Here is a 16,923-nt window from a genome sequence, read left to right on the forward strand (position 1 = left end):
TTATCAATTAACGCTAAAATAAGTAAAGGTAAGATGGATAATAAAAATGGTCATCATGATTCCGCATATAATTATATTAACGCCCATACAAAGAAAATAACTAAGTAAAGCACCCAAAGAGGCTTTCAAAGCCCCTCTTTTATTCATAAAATCATAAATCAATTCTCCAACGAAGGCTCCTAAAAAAGGTCCGTACAGAAAACCATAGGGTACGATAAAACCTATCAATGTTCCTATAGTAGCCCCGATAGCGCCGTATTTGGAACCACCGAATTTTTTAACAGTAAGAATAGGCATAAAATAGTTAATGACCATTCCTAATATGGTTAAAATCGCACAAAAAGAAATCCACCACCAACTTAAATTTTCGCCAAGAGGGCATAACTTATAAACTAATAAACCTATAAATGCTATAGGTGTTCCCGGTAATGCAGGTAAAACGGAGCCTATAATTCCAATAAGTATGAGAATAAATATTAAAATTATCCAAATTAAATCAGGCATAAAATATGATACATTAAAAGTAATTATAAAGATACTTAATAAATTATAAACTTTTCTCTTTATCTCTAATAAATTGATATAAACTTAACGGATTAATGAATGAGGCAACTACATTAAGGCAAAAAAACCAAAATACGATAATCGATCAGTTGGATCGCTATATTTCGAATCATTTTCCCGATGAAGTGGTTTTAATCACTCAAATTGCAAGTAAAGTTTTAATAATACTGGTTATTTTTTTGATTTTAGATTTTTTACAGCGTAAAGTATTATTAAAAATTGTATTGAAAATTGTTCCGAATACAAAAAATATATGGATGAATACCTTTATTGAAAAAAATGTATTTACCAGTTTCTTTCGTCTCTTGCCTTTGGGGATATGCTATTTATTAGTGCCCGTTATTTTTTACCCTCATCCTCAGAGTTTCCATATTTTAGATTTAGCATTCAGTATATTTTTAATAACGTTTATTGCTAAATTTCTAATTAGTGTTATCAATTCTTATGCTCAAGTAAAAAATAGAGACAGAAGCTATGTTACCGTTGGATTAAATACGTTTTTGGAACTTCTTAAAATGTTAATTATAGTATTATCCAGCTTTATAATTATCTCAATTGTATTTGATTTAACAAGTTCTAATATTTTTACCTTTATAGGGGCTACCATGGCTGTTATAATTCTAGTATTCAAAGATCCTATATTAGGATTTGTGGCAGGAATTAATATTTCTAACTCCAAACAATTAAAATCGGGCGACTATATTTCTATCTCCAAATATAATTTAGAAGGAAGCATAGTGGACATTAATTTAATTACCACTAAAATTTTAAATAAAGACAAAACCGTGTCTACCATACCCACTTATGATTTAATATCCACAGAAGTTAGAAACTATGACCCCATGAAAACTTCGCATACTCGAAGAATAAAAAGGTCAATTGTTTTCAATAGCCAATCCATTGAATTTTTAGGAAAAAAAGAATTTGAAGAGCTGAAAAATAGTAGCCTTCTCAAAGAATATTTTACCACTATTACATTGGATGAAGGCATAAGTCATACAAATATGGGAATATTTAGAAAGTATGTACAAGTTTATCTTAAAAAAAACTCGCGCATATCTCAAAAAGATACAATTTTGATACGGCTGTTAGATCCGACGATTTATGGAATTCCTTTAGAGGTTTATTGTTTTACCGATACCTCGGATTTGAATGAATATGAAGAAGTTCAAGCAGAGGTCTTTGAGCATATCATTTCCATTTCATCTTTTTTCGGACTTAAAACTGTTTCGGTAATTCCTTCTTAATTTTTAGAAATATATTTTTCAAGTTCTTTACAACCTTTTTTGGTAGCAATTGAACGTATTAATAACTCTATGAAATATTTTTTCATAACGTTATCATTTACGTTAACTTCTGAAAGTTTATCATCAATAGCTATAATCTTTTCAATCAGGTAAAAATATTCTACCGTTAATTTTTTATTGATTTTAGATCTGTATAATCCATCCTCAATACCTAAAATAATATTTGTTTTAATTAACGTTTTTAAGGAATCGTTTTGTAAAGAAATCATTTCGGTATATATATCCGGATAGAAATTTTTTAGTTGAAATAAGGTTTTGTTTTCTTTAAAAAAAATAAAATGGCTGCTGTCTTCAAGAATAATAAATTTTTGTTGAATGATATTCGGGCAATTTTTAATTTTATTTTCAAGTTCTTGAATAGCAGCGGTGATGCATTTACTGAATGTATTTTTTATTAAATCTTCTTTGCTGGAAAAATGTTCATAGATAGTTTTTTTGGACATGCATAAATCTTTACTGATCATGTCCATGGTGACCACTTTAACTCCTATTTGAGTAAACAGCTCAATTGATTTATTAATAATTTGATCTTTAATTACATCCATAATGTTAATGCTACTCAAACAAATATAATAAAAATAGAGTAAAATAATTACTATTTTACTCTACTATTTATTGTAATTATCAAGTAATTACCAAAATATTTTAGAATTTAATTACGTATGAATTATATCCAAATAATCAAACATAACATCTTATGAGTATGTAGGATTATTTATCGTTAACTTATCAACTAAAAATTGTAGGTAACACCGAAATTCCAAGTTCTTCCGTTGCCGAAATAGACCTGATTCGCGGTATCGATTCCTTTAAATTTCACGTTTTCTGCTCCTTTATCGCCGGATTTTATATTGGTTTTAGAATAGGTCATAAATATATCGTTTAACGCATTGTTGACATTGGCTCTAAAACGTAATGAGGCTTTGTCAAAATATAAAGTATACGAAGCTCCCATATCTAACGTAAAATAATTGGGAAGCTCAATTAAATCGATTTTTGTATTTGTAGCCGCCCGGGTTACATCAAAATCCGAATATAATTTTTCATATCTGTTTAAATCAGCATCAAAAGTGAAATTTTTAAACGCTTTATACACTAAACCAACTCCATAACTGAATTGGGGAGCGTTTGAAGTTTTTACATCATCCAATAAAATATCCTTTTCACTTAAGATATTGGACAAATTATTGGAATCGTACGTTGTAGAATGCGCATTACCATTATATTTCCAATTGCCTAAAGATAAATGCCCTTTAAAATGTAATTTTCTGATAGGCTTAGCAAGAAATTCAACTTCAATTCCCTGATGGAGTTCATCGATGCCTGATCGATTTTCAATTTGATTGATGCTTTCGTTTGAAATAGTTTCTACTCTGTTATTCCAACTGGTTCTGTATAAATTTATACTTAAATCCAAAAAGTTATAATGAAGTTCATATCCGATTTCAAAGCCAATAATTTCTTCATTATCAGCTAGTGGGTTGACATCATTTTTCCAATTTAAAAATAAATTATTCTGAAAAGGCTGTCTGGAATAATATCCGGCATTTCCGAAAATATTGTGATTTTCATTAATTTTAAAATTTACTCCACCTTTGATATTGTAACCGGTATTATTTAGCGTTTTAGATTTTTGATGGTTGGGAGTGTAATTAAATCGATCTTTTCTGGAATTATATTGTTCGGAAATTACTCCTTGTATAAAGGCGCTCATAAATGGATTAACATATTCAAATTGTCCGAATGCTCCAATATATTGAATGGTTTCATCGTAATCAAAACTCAGTCTTTGCCCCCTATTTACATTTCTAAATAAGGAACTCCAAGGATTAATATTATAGTTTTTAGTTGCAGTATGGGTACCGTTTACATTGGTTGAGATATTGTCGGTAATTCCGGATAATCCTAAAAAGTTATTGGCTTGTTGAAAATGAGTACCCGTATAAGCTCTCCCATCAATTCCGACATTAAATTCAAAATGTTTTTTAAATTTATGATTAAAGTTGGATACCAGCCCGTACCATTGATGATTGTTTACCGAAGATCGTATGATGAAATTATCACTACCTGTTCCTATTCCATCGCTATTATGTGTAGAATTATAATCGAAAATTGCATCCCAACTGATGGTTCCATTTTCCTGATTTCTGCTTCCGGGTATAGTGTTGGGACTTTGAGGAGTCGAAATGTTTTGAGTTTCAATGTATTTAGAGCCATATCCTCCGGTTCCTCCACCTCTTCCTAAAGAGCCGTAGAACACGGTAGACAAAGTACTTTTTTCATTGATTTTCCAGTCCCAATTTAAATTGGCAACTGATTTATGATAGTAATTGGTTCGTAATAAAAGTTCTTTTCCGTGTAACCACCCTTGATTTACATTATATCGGTAACCATATCTTTTAAAATCAGATATTTTTGTATAATAATTTTGATCATGATTTTGAGGTGCTCCAAAAATTATAAAATTGAAATTATGCTTTTCATTGGGTTGAAAGCCAATTGATAAAAAGTAATTTTGACCATAACCTTTAGTTCCTCTGTTGTACCCGTCGCCTCTCCACGTAGAAGTTGAAAAAGATACTCCCCATTTTCCCTGTAAACCGCTGTTGTATTCATAGTTAGTTCTCCAAAAACCGTCATTTCCCGTTAAAAATCGAGCCGTTGAACCGGCTTTTTTGTCAGTGGCTTTAGTTACAATATTTATGGTGCCGCCAACGGAAGATATAGCAAGTTTAGAAGACCCAAGACCTCTTTGTACTTGGATGGTGTTGGCAATGTCTATTAATCCGGTCCAATTAGTCCAATACACACTTCCGCTTTCCATACCATTAACAGGCTGACCATTTATCAAAACAGCAGTATTGGATTGATTAAATCCTCTTGTAATCATTTTTGAATCCCCATATCCGGTGGCATCATTAACATAAATGGAAGGTGCATTTTTCATAAGTGCAGGAAATTCCTGATTTCCTCCTTTATCCCTGATTTCTTGTTTTTTAATAATAGAGACAGCAATAGGGGTTTCTCTTTCTTTTACAACATCAATAACTCCTTTTCCAATGACTACAACATCGTCAATTTCTTTTTCTGAAATTTGAGTTGAATCCGGAGATATGTTTTGTGCAAAACCAATAGCCGTAGGAGCCATAATGCTTAAAAAGCAAAATAGATCTAATGCTTTATACTTTAGATTCATAAATATTAATTTAATTAGTTTGTTTTTGTATTCTTTTACAGTAGTAAATATAATAGTATTAAATAAAATACTAAAATCTATATTGAAAAAAAATGCAACAAAATGTAGAATTTTATATACTTTCAACTTTAAATTTTTTATTTTTAGCTAAATAAACTTCTATGAATTTTTCAAAAAATCCTTATGTATATTATTTTTTGGCTTTGATAATGGGGATTTTTTTATGTGATCTCATTTTCATTCCGATTCCTTATGTATTAATTTTATTGGGGTTACTTTTAGTGTTCTTAGGATTTATTATAAATAAAGTTGATTACAAAGGCATATTTTCAATTTTAACTTTAGTAAGCTGGAGTTTACTTGGAATGGTTGTGGTTGAATTAAATAGTAGTTTATTAGATGATCATTATATAAATTATAAGGAAAATGGAAAATCTCAAGTGCTAACAGTTATATTAAAAGAACAAAATAATTCAACTAAAAATTTTCGAAAATATACTGCAGAGGTTACAAGTATTTCATATAAAAACAAACAGTTTCAAACCAAAGGATCTATTATGCTCTTTGTTGATAAACAAAAATATAATTCGGTTTTAACTCTAGGCAATGAATATATTTTGAAGCTTACAATTACTGATCCTACAGGGGCTTTGAATCCTCATCAATTTGATTATTCGAATTATCTAAAAAGAAATTATATTTTGCAGACGGGCAGAGTAGATGAAATTATTTCAGAATCGCCGCATGCATCACTAATTTATTCGATTAAAAATTTTAATCAGTATTTAGTTAAAAAAATTGAAAGTTCAACATTAGGAGAAGATTCAAAAGAATTTTTAAAAGCATATTTATTGGGTGATCGGTCGGAAATGAAAAAAGAATCTATTGATGTTTATTCCAAATCCGGAATTATGCATTTAATAGCTATATCAGGAATGCATATTGCTCTGCTATTTGGTATTATTTTCAACCTATTAACCCTAATGATGAAAAGTGGAAACAGAAAAACCATCATTATCATTTCATTACTATTTGTATGGTTTTTTGGCTGTTTGGTCGGACTTACCTCTTCTGTTTTCCGATCATGTTTAATGATAACGATTTATTATTGTTTTGAATTGTTGAAACGTACCGGTTCTATCTATCACAGTATGTCCTTATCTGCTTTCATTATTCTTTTATGCGATCCGAATGAAATATATTCCGTGGGTTTTCAATTAAGTTATATAGCCGTATTTTTTATTGTCTGGTTGTCCCCCATCTTGATTTATCATATGAAAAGTAAGAATAAAAAAATTAATAAATGGATCGTAAATCCATTAGCGGTTACTTTAGCTGCACAGATAGGAACGCTTCCTTTTGTATTATTTTATTTTCATCAATTTTCATTGTTATCGATTCCTATCAATATTTTGATAATACCTTATACGTTTATAATTACTTATTCATCAATAGTAGAGTTATTTTTGGTTTTCTTACCGTGGGAGTATCAAGAATATTTTTCATTTATTTATGATTTTTTAGTTAAGCTTTTGGTAGATTCTACCTATTATGTATCATCGGTTGAACCACTAATGCTAAAAAATATTCCATTGAGTTTATGGGAATTGTTTTTGATCTCATTTTCTCTGATTTTTTTAAAAAATTATCTTTCAGGATTAAAATTGAACCATCTAATTCCGCCTTTATTGTGCATAGTTCTCTTTCAGTTGAGTATTTTATATAATGATTATCATTTATCCGGAAAGAAAAATTTTATAGTATTCAATCATAAAAATTCTTTACTGGGATTCAGGGATGGCAAGAAATTGCTAGTCGTAGGAGATTCAACTGAAAATTGGGAACTAGTAAAGCGATATATTATAGATCCTTACAGCATAGGAGAAAGAATCAATGAGATACAAATAAGACCTTATAAGGGAGATAAAATTTATAAATGGGAAGGTAAAAAAATTCAAATATTAAATAAATCTTCAAAAAATTGTAAGGATTCCGTTGATTATCTGATTGTAAATAATCCATTAATTGAATGTGAAATAGTTTCAGACGGTACAATTATAATTACAGGAAACAATAATAAGCATTGGCGTAACAACAATAATTCTTCAAAATGTTGGTATACCTCAAGGCAAGGAGCTTTTATTAGTTGTCTTTGACTAAATTTTGGTCTAATTGAGATTTTACATTTTTTATAGTATTCAAAAACTCTTCGGGCTGCATAAATCCTGAAATTACTGAAACTGTTTCTCCTCTTTCATTTATTAATGCCATGGAAGGATATCTTAAATTACCCCCTAATGCATAATAAGCCCAAGATTGTATTCCGGCTTGTCCATTTGTAATGTAATCGAACGTATTTCCTTTAAAAGTTATGGATTCTTTAGATTCTGCATTAAATTTCACCGGGATAAAATTCTCATTAATATAAGAGGCTACTTCTTGATTTTGGAATGTATACTTATCTAAAAATTTACAAGGACCGCACCAGTCAGTAAAAATATCAACAAATAATAACCTATTATCTCCATGCACTTGAAGACTGTCACCTTCTGATAAATTTTTCCACTGGATTAATTTTTTATCTTGAGCAGATAAGTTTATAATCGATAAGGCAAAAAATAAAATAAACAGATTTTTCATATTAAATCTTTAATACAAAAATATATATTTAAATAGAATCAGTCAACTAAAATAAACTTTTTATCCGAGGTTTTCACAAAAGCATATAGTTAGAATTTAAAGCTGATGCCTGTTAAAAAATTAAATCCGGCTTGAGGATAATAAAAGGGAGTATTATCATAATAATATCCGTTGTTTTCATATTTAGTATTGAAAATATTATTTAAGGCAAGTTTCAAATTAAAAGATTTCATCGAAAAAAGTGATGGAGAAAATTCAAATACCATGTCAGAAATAAAATAACTGCCCAATTTTCCATTTTTAGGCTCTTCGTTGGTCAGATATTGACTGCTAACGTATTGGTTCATCCATTTGCAATTTAAATTTTTTATAGGCTTCCATTCTGCTATAACATTTCCAATATAAGCGGGAGAGAGAGCGATCGTAGTATTTCCTAGTTTTTTTATATCTGAATCAGTTTCCTTTTTAAAATTTATATTTTTATTAATGCTTAAGGTTGAATTAGCAGAAAGTGAAAATTGAGTTGAAAATTGATAGGCTGCCGAAAGTTCAATTCCGGTTCGATAACTTTTACCGCTGTTTTCTCGTATAAAACTTCCTACATCATTTATTTTACCGCTTAATACTAATTGGTTAATATAATACATTCCGTACCAGTTTGCAGAATATGAAAATTCACGGAAATTTTGTTGGATTCCTAGCTCCACATTATGAAGAAGTTCTGCTTTTACATTTTTGTTTTCCAATATGTCGTTTCGGCTGGGTTCTCGTTGAGCTAATCCATAGGTTACATAGATAGAACCTTTATCAATTTTATACGATGTTCCTATTTTGGGATTAATAAAATTATAGTTTTTATCAAATTTTATAGGTCCACCATTCTTATAAACACTTTCTCCACCCGGGAGGTCATGACCTTTATATTGTATGGATCGATATTGAATATCTCCAAATAAGTCCAAGTTGGGTGTAAGAGTTACTATAGCTTTAAAAAAGCCTGAATATTCGTCTTTATCTGCTTTATTTCTGTAATATTCATGATCTTTCAAGCCATTTGAAAAATATTGAGCCCAAATAACATTTCCGTAATGATATCCTTTATAGGTATTTGCACCCATTCCAATTTCAAGATTCCAATTATTAATCGTTCCGGTTACACGATTTAATATTCCGTAAAAATTATTATCCAGCCATTGTCTTCGAATCAAATCTGAACGCGAAATAGTTTCATTACCTATTATAAGGTCATTTAATTTATAATTGGATAATTTGGAATCTTGTTTATACTCTTCATAATATCCTTTACCACGAGTATAAAAAAGCGTGGAATTTAATACCCAAGAATTAGTAAACCTTTGTTTAAAATATAAATGATAATGATCTTGATTATAATTATCGGTTTCATTAGTATAATATCGGATAATATTTCCATCTTGATCATAAATGGCTCCGCATGAATTAAAAGTCCTTCTTTTCTTCATCATTTCTTCATTAACACCATTCCAAGCTTGATAGGTTTTTTCTTGTCCGCCAAATGTCATTAACCCGATAGATATCTTATTTTTTTCGTACAAACCATTGACATAATAAGAGAAAAGATCAGAAAAAGCACGGTCTATATATCCATCAGACTTTATAAAAGATACTTTGGCATCTAAAGTAAGTGCGTCATTAAAAAATTTACCCGTCCCCAATCCAAAGGTGTGCTTATGTGTTTTAAACGAACCCACAGATTGATCTGATTGGAAATAAGGAGTTTCAGACGGTGTTTGAGTTTTTGCATTAATACTAGCACCGAAAGATCCCGTTCCTTCCGTTGACGTACCTACACCCCTTTGTATGGTAAGGTTAGATAATGAAGAGGCAATATCGGGCATATTTACCCAAAAAGGACCTTGAGATTCTGCATTGTTGATAGGGACTCCATTTAAAGTAACATTTATTCGTGTCTGGTCACTGCCTCTTATTCTTAAACCGGTATAACCCACTCCCGCTCCGGCATCTGAAGTGGAAACTACCGAAAGATTATTTTTTAACAAGTAGGGGATATCTTGACCTAAATTTTTGCCTTCAAGTTGTTTTGAGGTAATACGTTCTTTAGTAATGGGAGCATTGCCTGAAACAATAATTTCTTTCAATTCAATTAAAGAATCTTTCTTAATCTGTCCTTGTAGGCTTAAACTAAAAAGAGCGATAACTAATAAATAAAACCAATCCCTTTTTTTCATAATAAATAAATTTCAGGGATATGTTACAGGACTAAAAAAAATAAGATTTCAATAATTTGAAATCTTTATCTAAGATTTCCCTTGACAACATTACTTGTCCAGGTTCTTAGGGTATAATCTCAGCCGTTATATACAGCACCCCTTCGTAGTGTTAAAATTAATTTTTATACAGAAGCTTTAGCTAGACTAGTATCATTTTGAGCTTCTTCATGTATTTTTTGAATATCTATATCAGAATCTAAAATTCTTTTACCTGTTCTAAATTTCGCACTCCAATAAGCAGTATCCAGAGAAGAAATAGTAACCCCTTTGGACGAAGACGCGTGAATAAAAAATATTTCCCCGGTTGGACTTACGCTTTCAACAATACCTACATGAGAAATTCTGCTTTTAGGAGTATGAGCAAAGAAAATAAGGTCTCCTTTTTTTAGATTATGTTTAGAAACGAAAGTTCCTCTATGGGATTGTTCAATTGATGTTCGAGGCAAAGAAATGTTTAATGCAGCAAACACATGCTGAACAAAAGAAGAACAATCTATACCTCTTCTTGTTGTTCCTCCGTATTTATAAGGAGTTCCTAAATAAGTTCTGGCTTCACTAAGCAAATTATAAGCTCTAGTTGAAAATCTGCTTTCGGCATAGATATTGCTGTTTTCTAGTAAAGCAGCATCTTTTCTTAATGTTGTAGAATAATTTTCATCACTAACCGATGCCGTACTGTAAAGTTTAACAGTTTTAGGATGATAAACTAGCATTTCGTTAGTGGTAGGATATTTATAGGTATCGTTATTACTTGCTACGTAATTAGATACACATGAGGTAGCAGAAGTTGAAATTACTATAATTACAGAGAGTATTTTTATTAAAGACTTCATATATTCAAAGATGATACAACTAATTTATGTTGATCAAAAATAAGAATCATATAGATATTTATACGATCAATTTAACTTTTTTTATATATATTTAACACAATGTTTAGAATATGTTAAATAAAAGTTAATGAAATAGGTGTAATAAAAAGCAGATATTTTCAAGATAAATATCTGCTTTTTTATATGGTATAAATTTAGATTTTTAAAAAATATTATCTAAATGTCATCGAATTCAACGTTAGTATAATTTGAAATATTTGCTGAATTTGCATTGTCTTTATTTTCTTCGGATTGAAGATGAAAATCGTCTCTATGTCTTTCGGAAATAACTTTTTCTCCGGTTTCTTTAATAATGAAAGCGGTAGTTTCTTCAAAGATGTCTTTGAAATTTTTAAAATCTTCTTTATATAAATAGATTTTAAATTTCTTGAAACCTAAAGCGCCTTCTTCGGAAATATTCTTTTTGCTCTCAGTAATTGTTAGATAATAATCACCTGCTTTAGTTTCTCTTACATCGAAAAAATAAGTTCTTTTTCCTGCTCTTAATACTTTAGAGAAAATTTCATTTTCTTTCTTCTCTACATTTTCAAAATCATTCATCATATATGTGTTTTGTTTTTTATTGCCTTAAATAATATCTTTTAAGGGATAATAAAATTTAATTTTTTTTGTTTAAACAGAGCAAAAATATAAAAAATACTCTTAATATTACAATTGTTTTTATGATAGTTTTTGCGTAATTTGTTTTTTATATAATTCAGAATAAAAACCTTGATTTAAAATAAGATCTGCATGAGTTCCTATCTCATTTATTTGTCCTTGATCCAGCACAATAATTTTATCTGAATGTTTAGCGGATGAGACGCGGTGAGTAATAATCACTGTTGTTTTAATATCAATGTCATTTTCAATATTAGATAATATTTTTTCTTCCGTTTCAGTATCGACGGCAGATAAACTGTCATCAAATAAAAATATGGTAGGATCTTTAATCAATGCTCTTGAAATCGATATACGCTGTTTTTGACCTCCCGATAGGGTTACCCCCCGTTCACCGATTTCCGTTTGATATTTATCTTTAAATTCCATGATATTGGAATGAATTTCTGCTTTTTTAGCATATTCTTCAACTTGTTCCAATGTCGCATTTTCAACCCCGTAAGAAATGTTATTAAAAATGGTATCCGAAAAAAGAAAACTTTCCTGAGGTACGTACCCGATTTTATCTCGTATTACATTTAAATTATGTTGGGACAAAGGTTCATCATCAATATAAATTGCTCCTGAATCCGGCTCAATAAGACGTTCCAATAACAGAGCAATAGTTGTTTTTCCCGATCCCGTCTTTCCCATAAACACAATCGTTTCTCCGGGTTGTATTTCAAAAGATACACGGTTAAGAGCTTGTATTCCTGTATTCGGATAGGTGTAAGAAACATTTTCAAATCTGATTTTACCTTTTATAGGATATACATTAAAGTTGGTATTTTTAACCTCCTCTTTAACGTTCAAGAAATCATTAATTCTTTCCATGGAGGCTTCAGCTCTTCGGACCATAGATATAACCCATCCTAAAGCTGTAAATGGCCAAATTAAAACATTAAGGTAAAGAAAAAAATCTGTAATAGTCCCGACGTTTATTTTACCATCTATATATCTTTGGCCCCCAATATAGAGTATAAATAAGTTACTTAATCCGATGATTAAAACCATTAAAGGAGAAAAAATGGCTTCTGTAGTAGAAAGCGAAAGGGATTCATTTCTATATTGATTCGATTGATTTATATATTTTGATATGATATAGTCTTCTTTAGTGAACGATTTGATAACTCTTATCCCGGAAAAAGAGTCTTGAACAAATGAAGAAAGTTCCGATTGTTTGCCTTGTACAATTTTAGTTTTCTTATTAATAATGGTACTTTGGTTGTATATAAAATAAGAAAGAAACGGCAAGGGTAGAATAGCATAAAAAGTCATCACCGGATCAGAAGCCAGCATATACCCGAGAATCAGTATAAGCATTATAAATAAGTTGGCACTATACATAATTCCGGGGCCTAAATATTGGCGAACATTTACCACATCTTCGCTGATGCGATTCATGAGGTCTCCTATTTTAGATTTTTTATAAAAACTGAAAGAAAGCGTTTGATAATGTTTATATATATTATTTTTAAGTTCAAATTCGATTCTTCTGGAAGCAACGATTATGGTTTGTCTCATATAAAACTTCATGATTCCGGAAGTGATTGGAGCAAGCACAATAATTCCTCCATAAAGAAGAAGCTGCTTCATTAATTGCTTTTTATCTAGCGAATCTGAATGGGTAAGAGATTGAGCAATAATATTAATGGCCTTTCCAATAAATTTTACAGGGTAAATAGTTAAAAAATTGGAAAGTATTATAAATACAACTCCATACAGAAGGAGTTTTTTGTGTTTTAAAAAATATGGATTTAAAGTTTTTAAGGCACTCATAAAAGCAAAGTTACAAAACTTGTAGTTTTTATTTCGTATAAACTAAAAAAGTGTATCTGATTGGATTCAATCGGATACACTTTTTCATCTATGGTATAGATTGCGATTTATCTTTTTTTATGTTTAATCAAATATTCTGCAATTTGAACAGCATTTAAAGCAGCACCTTTACGTATTTGATCACTTACACTCCAGAAAGCAATACCTTTAGGATTGGTAAGGTCTTTTCTGATTCTTCCTACAAAAACTTCATCTCTTCCTGATAAGAATAAAGGCATAGGATATTTTTTTTCTGAAGGATTATCCTCAACAATTATCCCATTAAAATTTTCAAAAGCGTTTCTAACTTGTTCAACGGTTAATTCGTCCTCAGTTTCCACCCATATGCTTTCAGAATGTGCCCGCATAACAGGGACACGAACGCAGGTTGCAGATACCTGTATATCGGAATGCATAATTTTACGAGTTTCATTATACATTTTCATTTCTTCTTTAGTATATCCATTTTCTGTAAACACATCAATATGGGGGATTAAATTAAAAGCCAATTGATGAGCAAATTTTTCAACTAAGACCTCCTCACCGGCAGTTGATTGTTTTGCTTGTTCAATCAATTCTTTCATTGCAGAAGCACCTGCTCCGGATGCTGATTGATAAGAAGAAACATGCACCCTTTTTATATGTGATAATTGTTCAATTGGTTTTAAAGATACCACCATTTGAATAGTTGTACAATTGGGATTTGCAATAATATTTTTTGGAGTATTCAATGCATCTTCCGCATTTACTTCCGGTACTACTAAGGGTACATCATCATCCATTCTAAACGCAGATGAATTATCAATCATGATCGCACCATATTTAGTGATGGTTTCCGCAAAATTCAACGAAGTACCTCCTCCTGCAGAAACTAAAGCAATATCTACCCCCTTAAAATCGTCATTATGTTGAAGTTCCTTGACTGTATATTCCTTGTCCTTGAATTTATAAACTTGTCCTGCACTTCTCTTGGATCCGAAAAGTACTAATTCAGTTAAAGGAAAATTTCTTTGGTCTAAAACTTTGAGAAGCTCTTGCCCAACAGCTCCGCTTACTCCAACAATTGCAATTTTCATAAATATATACTTTAATGATTTTTAATTATTTATCTTTTAGGGTAATAAACTGTTCCAAAATGCTCTAGGTATCATTCCAAGTACTAAAGCAAGTGAGACGACAGACATAAGAAGTGTCCAAACTGAAATTTTAGGTGCTTTTTTAATTTTTGCATTTACAATTGTAATTAAAACTCCAACCAAAACCATAGAGAAAGGATGTTCTATATAATTTCTTCGTATTGCAGCAATTCCCATAATATCTTTCATACTGGCATTTTGAAAGATAGGAGAGCTGAAAAATAATAGTATTCCAAGAAGTATCTGTGTATGTGTGAATATCAAAGTTATAAGAGAGATTCTTTTCACCTGACCACTGACAGGTCTTTCCTGTAAATAATAAATAAACGATACAACAGTAAGTAATAAAACAAAAACGAGGGTAATCATACCTACATAATGGTGTATGTTTTTAAAAAGGATATACATAAATTTGATTCTATTTCATTTTAATATGTAACAAAAATAGTAAACCTATAGAAATATAAGGGTATTTTAATCGTTTTTATTCAAATTTTAAATACCGTATAACTAGATAAGAATTATAATCTGTTGGCTCTAATTTCTCCGTAGCCTATAAGTGCATCATAAGTGCCTCCAAAAGGAGTATAATATAACAAACCTTGATATAGGTTTTCTGTTTGCCAAAATGAACCGGGAATTTCTGAAATGCTAAAATGGTTGTTTTTTTTGTCAACGGTTGCAATAGTGTAATTATAATACCCTTGTTTTAATAGCATTGTTTTTACGTATAAACCTTGATTTTCATCGTAAAACATCCGATTAGAATCGGAAAGTTCATAATTATTGAATAATCCTACAACGTACAAATCTTTATTTTCTAAAGGCTGTTTAAGTTCCAAAGAAAAAGTTACCGGAGTATAATCGCCTTCTGTTCGGGCATCCCTTTCCTGGTTAAGATCAAATCTCCTGAAATAATAAGCACCGTTGACATCAGGATTATAGGCATAGTCAAGCGGAAACGGAGCAATGGAATATAAATAGGTAAGATAAAGCGGATTATTTTCTTCCGATTTAAATACTCCGTAACCCGGAATGGAAATATTTTTGGTATCGAAAGTATAAAATTCATTACCGCCTTCAAAAGAATTGGTCAATTGTCCGAACGTGAAAGAATTACCGTTTACAAACTGTGGTTCTATATTAAAGATCGCATTTTGCCAATTGTTATTTTGAAGTAAACATAAAGAAAGTTGTCGGGTGGAGATTGAATTAATCCCCGAGACGACAGCTTGTGCTTTTACTCGCTGTGTTATGTTCGGGTTTTTAGATGTAGAATACCTCTCATATCCGACATTAATATGAGCAAAATCGTCGTAAAACGCAATTCTCTTACTGAATAAAGGTTTGTGGCTATCAGTAAAAACTGTTAGGAGATAATTTCCGGATACCTTAGGTTGCATGTCTTTATTTGGGAATTCTAAGGTATAATGAGTGTAATTTTGTCTCGTATTAAAGGAAGGTTGATAATCGTATATTTGAGGTAAGGTATATCCGTCGATATATTCTGATTCAAAAAGATGATCTTCATTCCAATTTCTATCGTAATGCTTAATAGTATAGTAAATTTTTTCGTAGCCTCTATCTAACAGGTCAAAAGTAAGCACAAACATACCTTTGTTCATGGAGATAAAAGGAGTTTCATCATTCGTATCGGGATTGAATAATTGTATACCATTGACGGATGAGCTATATACTTTTTCTAAAGCCTGCTGAGAAAAACAGAGCTGAGAAAGTAAGCAGAAGAAGAGAATCTTTTTGAGCATTTTTAGTTTTTTTTTAAGTTATGTATACTACAGAAATTTTACAGAGCCTTGTAAATTAGACATTTGTCGCATGATCCATAGTTTTCTTTTTTGAATGAACTTTCCATTAATTTTTTTTCCATATTCTCGGGGATTGGGTAAAAGAGCTGCTAAAGTTGCAGCCTCGCTTTTTGTGAGCTGAGAAGCCGATTTGTGAAAATAATGTTGAGAAGCGGCTTCTATCCCATAAATTCCATCACCGAATTCTATAACATTTAAATAGACTTCCAATATTCTTTTTTTACCCCAAATCCACTCAATGAGGCAAGTGAAATATACTTCCAGGCCCTTTCTAACATAATTTCTACCCTCCCATAAAAAAACATTTTTTGCGGTTTGTTGTGAAATGGTGCTTCCTCCTCTTTTGGGAGATCCTTGTTTTTCAATTATTTTTTGAATCTCTTTAAAATCAAATCCGCCGTGTTTAAAATAATTTTGATCTTCACTGGAAATTACCGCAAGTTTTATGGAATTATTCATACGTTCTATCGGAATCCATTTTTTTTCAATGGTTGAACCATTCACAAAAAATCTTTTTAACATAAGTTCAGTGTATGGAACAGGCAACCATTTGTATACAAAAACCATTACAATAGAAAGTACCCATAAACCAATAAAAATCCATTTAATCCATCTAAAAATCTTCATTAAAATT

14 protein-coding genes and 1 riboswitch are annotated in these 16,923 nt (G+C 30.7%); of the genes, 2 read left to right on the forward strand and 12 right to left on the reverse strand.

The features are described 5' to 3' along the window. Positions 1–3: 3 nt before the first annotated feature. Entirely contained in the window at positions 4–504 is a 501-nt protein-coding gene (locus GFU93_RS08620; RefSeq protein ID WP_105296872.1) for a DUF456 domain-containing protein, read from the reverse strand. 95 nt (positions 505–599) lie between these two features. Between GFU93_RS08620 and GFU93_RS08625 the strand changes: the two genes are divergently transcribed. After that, positions 600–1,811: a mechanosensitive ion channel family protein gene (locus tag GFU93_RS08625; protein ID WP_160568770.1), complete on the forward strand. Its 1,212-nt coding sequence runs from the start codon at positions 600–602 to the stop codon at positions 1,809–1,811. On the opposite strand, the gene GFU93_RS08630 is transcribed toward GFU93_RS08625, so the two are convergent. Further along, the gene (locus GFU93_RS08630) at positions 1,808–2,416 is read right to left on the reverse strand and encodes a TetR/AcrR family transcriptional regulator (RefSeq protein ID WP_160568772.1); all 609 of its coding nucleotides are present in this window, start codon (positions 2,414–2,416) and stop codon (positions 1,808–1,810) included. The genes GFU93_RS08625 and GFU93_RS08630 overlap by 4 nt on opposite strands. 188 nt (positions 2,417–2,604) lie before the next feature. Beyond that, positions 2,605–5,067: a TonB-dependent receptor gene (locus tag GFU93_RS08635; protein WP_160568775.1), complete on the reverse strand. Its 2,463-nt coding sequence runs from the start codon at positions 5,065–5,067 to the stop codon at positions 2,605–2,607. Between the two features lie 161 nt (positions 5,068–5,228). Between GFU93_RS08635 and GFU93_RS08640 the strand changes: the two genes are divergently transcribed. Next, complete coding sequence (locus GFU93_RS08640; RefSeq protein ID WP_160568777.1) at positions 5,229–7,223, forward strand: ComEC/Rec2 family competence protein; 1,995 nt, start codon at positions 5,229–5,231, stop codon at positions 7,221–7,223. On the opposite strand, the gene GFU93_RS08645 is transcribed toward GFU93_RS08640, so the two are convergent. The 9 genes from GFU93_RS08645 to mtgA form a co-directional block, all read right to left on the reverse strand. Next, positions 7,210–7,707 (reverse strand): DUF255 domain-containing protein, encoded by a 498-nt coding sequence (locus GFU93_RS08645; protein ID WP_160541630.1) that lies wholly within the window; start codon positions 7,705–7,707, stop codon positions 7,210–7,212. The two genes, GFU93_RS08640 and GFU93_RS08645, sit on opposite strands and share 14 nt — an antisense overlap. Before the next feature lie 89 nt (positions 7,708–7,796). Next, the gene (locus tag GFU93_RS08650) at positions 7,797–9,935 is read right to left on the reverse strand and encodes a TonB-dependent receptor (RefSeq protein ID WP_160568779.1); all 2,139 of its coding nucleotides are present in this window, start codon (positions 9,933–9,935) and stop codon (positions 7,797–7,799) included. Between the two features lie 58 nt (positions 9,936–9,993). Beyond that, a riboswitch (TPP riboswitch) is annotated at positions 9,994–10,088 on the reverse strand. An 11-nt stretch (positions 10,089–10,099) separates the two neighbouring features. Further along, complete coding sequence (locus GFU93_RS08655; RefSeq protein ID WP_160568781.1) at positions 10,100–10,810, reverse strand: C40 family peptidase; 711 nt, start codon at positions 10,808–10,810, stop codon at positions 10,100–10,102. 216 nt (positions 10,811–11,026) lie between these two features. After that, positions 11,027–11,410 (reverse strand): DUF3276 family protein, encoded by a 384-nt coding sequence (locus tag GFU93_RS08660; RefSeq protein WP_105296864.1) that lies wholly within the window; start codon positions 11,408–11,410, stop codon positions 11,027–11,029. A gap of 120 nt (positions 11,411–11,530) precedes the next feature. After that, the gene (locus GFU93_RS08665) at positions 11,531–13,288 is read right to left on the reverse strand and encodes an ABC transporter ATP-binding protein (RefSeq protein WP_160568783.1); all 1,758 of its coding nucleotides are present in this window, start codon (positions 13,286–13,288) and stop codon (positions 11,531–11,533) included. Between the two features lie 107 nt (positions 13,289–13,395). Beyond that, on the reverse strand, positions 13,396–14,403 hold the full coding sequence (locus GFU93_RS08670) for an aspartate-semialdehyde dehydrogenase (protein WP_160541634.1): 1,008 nt from the start codon (positions 14,401–14,403) through the stop codon (positions 13,396–13,398). A 36-nt stretch (positions 14,404–14,439) separates the two neighbouring features. Further along, on the reverse strand, positions 14,440–14,871 hold the full coding sequence (locus GFU93_RS08675; RefSeq protein WP_160541635.1) for a hypothetical protein: 432 nt from the start codon (positions 14,869–14,871) through the stop codon (positions 14,440–14,442). 113 nt (positions 14,872–14,984) lie between these two features. Continuing rightward, positions 14,985–16,229, reverse strand: coding sequence for a type IX secretion system plug protein domain-containing protein (locus GFU93_RS08680; protein WP_160568787.1), 1,245 nt, complete (start codon positions 16,227–16,229; stop codon positions 14,985–14,987). A gap of 27 nt (positions 16,230–16,256) precedes the next feature. Continuing rightward, the gene (gene mtgA / locus GFU93_RS08685; protein WP_160568789.1) at positions 16,257–16,916 is read right to left on the reverse strand and encodes a monofunctional biosynthetic peptidoglycan transglycosylase; all 660 of its coding nucleotides are present in this window, start codon (positions 16,914–16,916) and stop codon (positions 16,257–16,259) included. Positions 16,917–16,923 lie beyond the last annotated feature (7 nt).

Source organism: Apibacter sp. B3546, assembly GCF_009827885.1.
In the GTDB taxonomy this organism is placed as follows: Bacteria; Bacteroidota; Bacteroidia; order Flavobacteriales; family Weeksellaceae; genus Apibacter.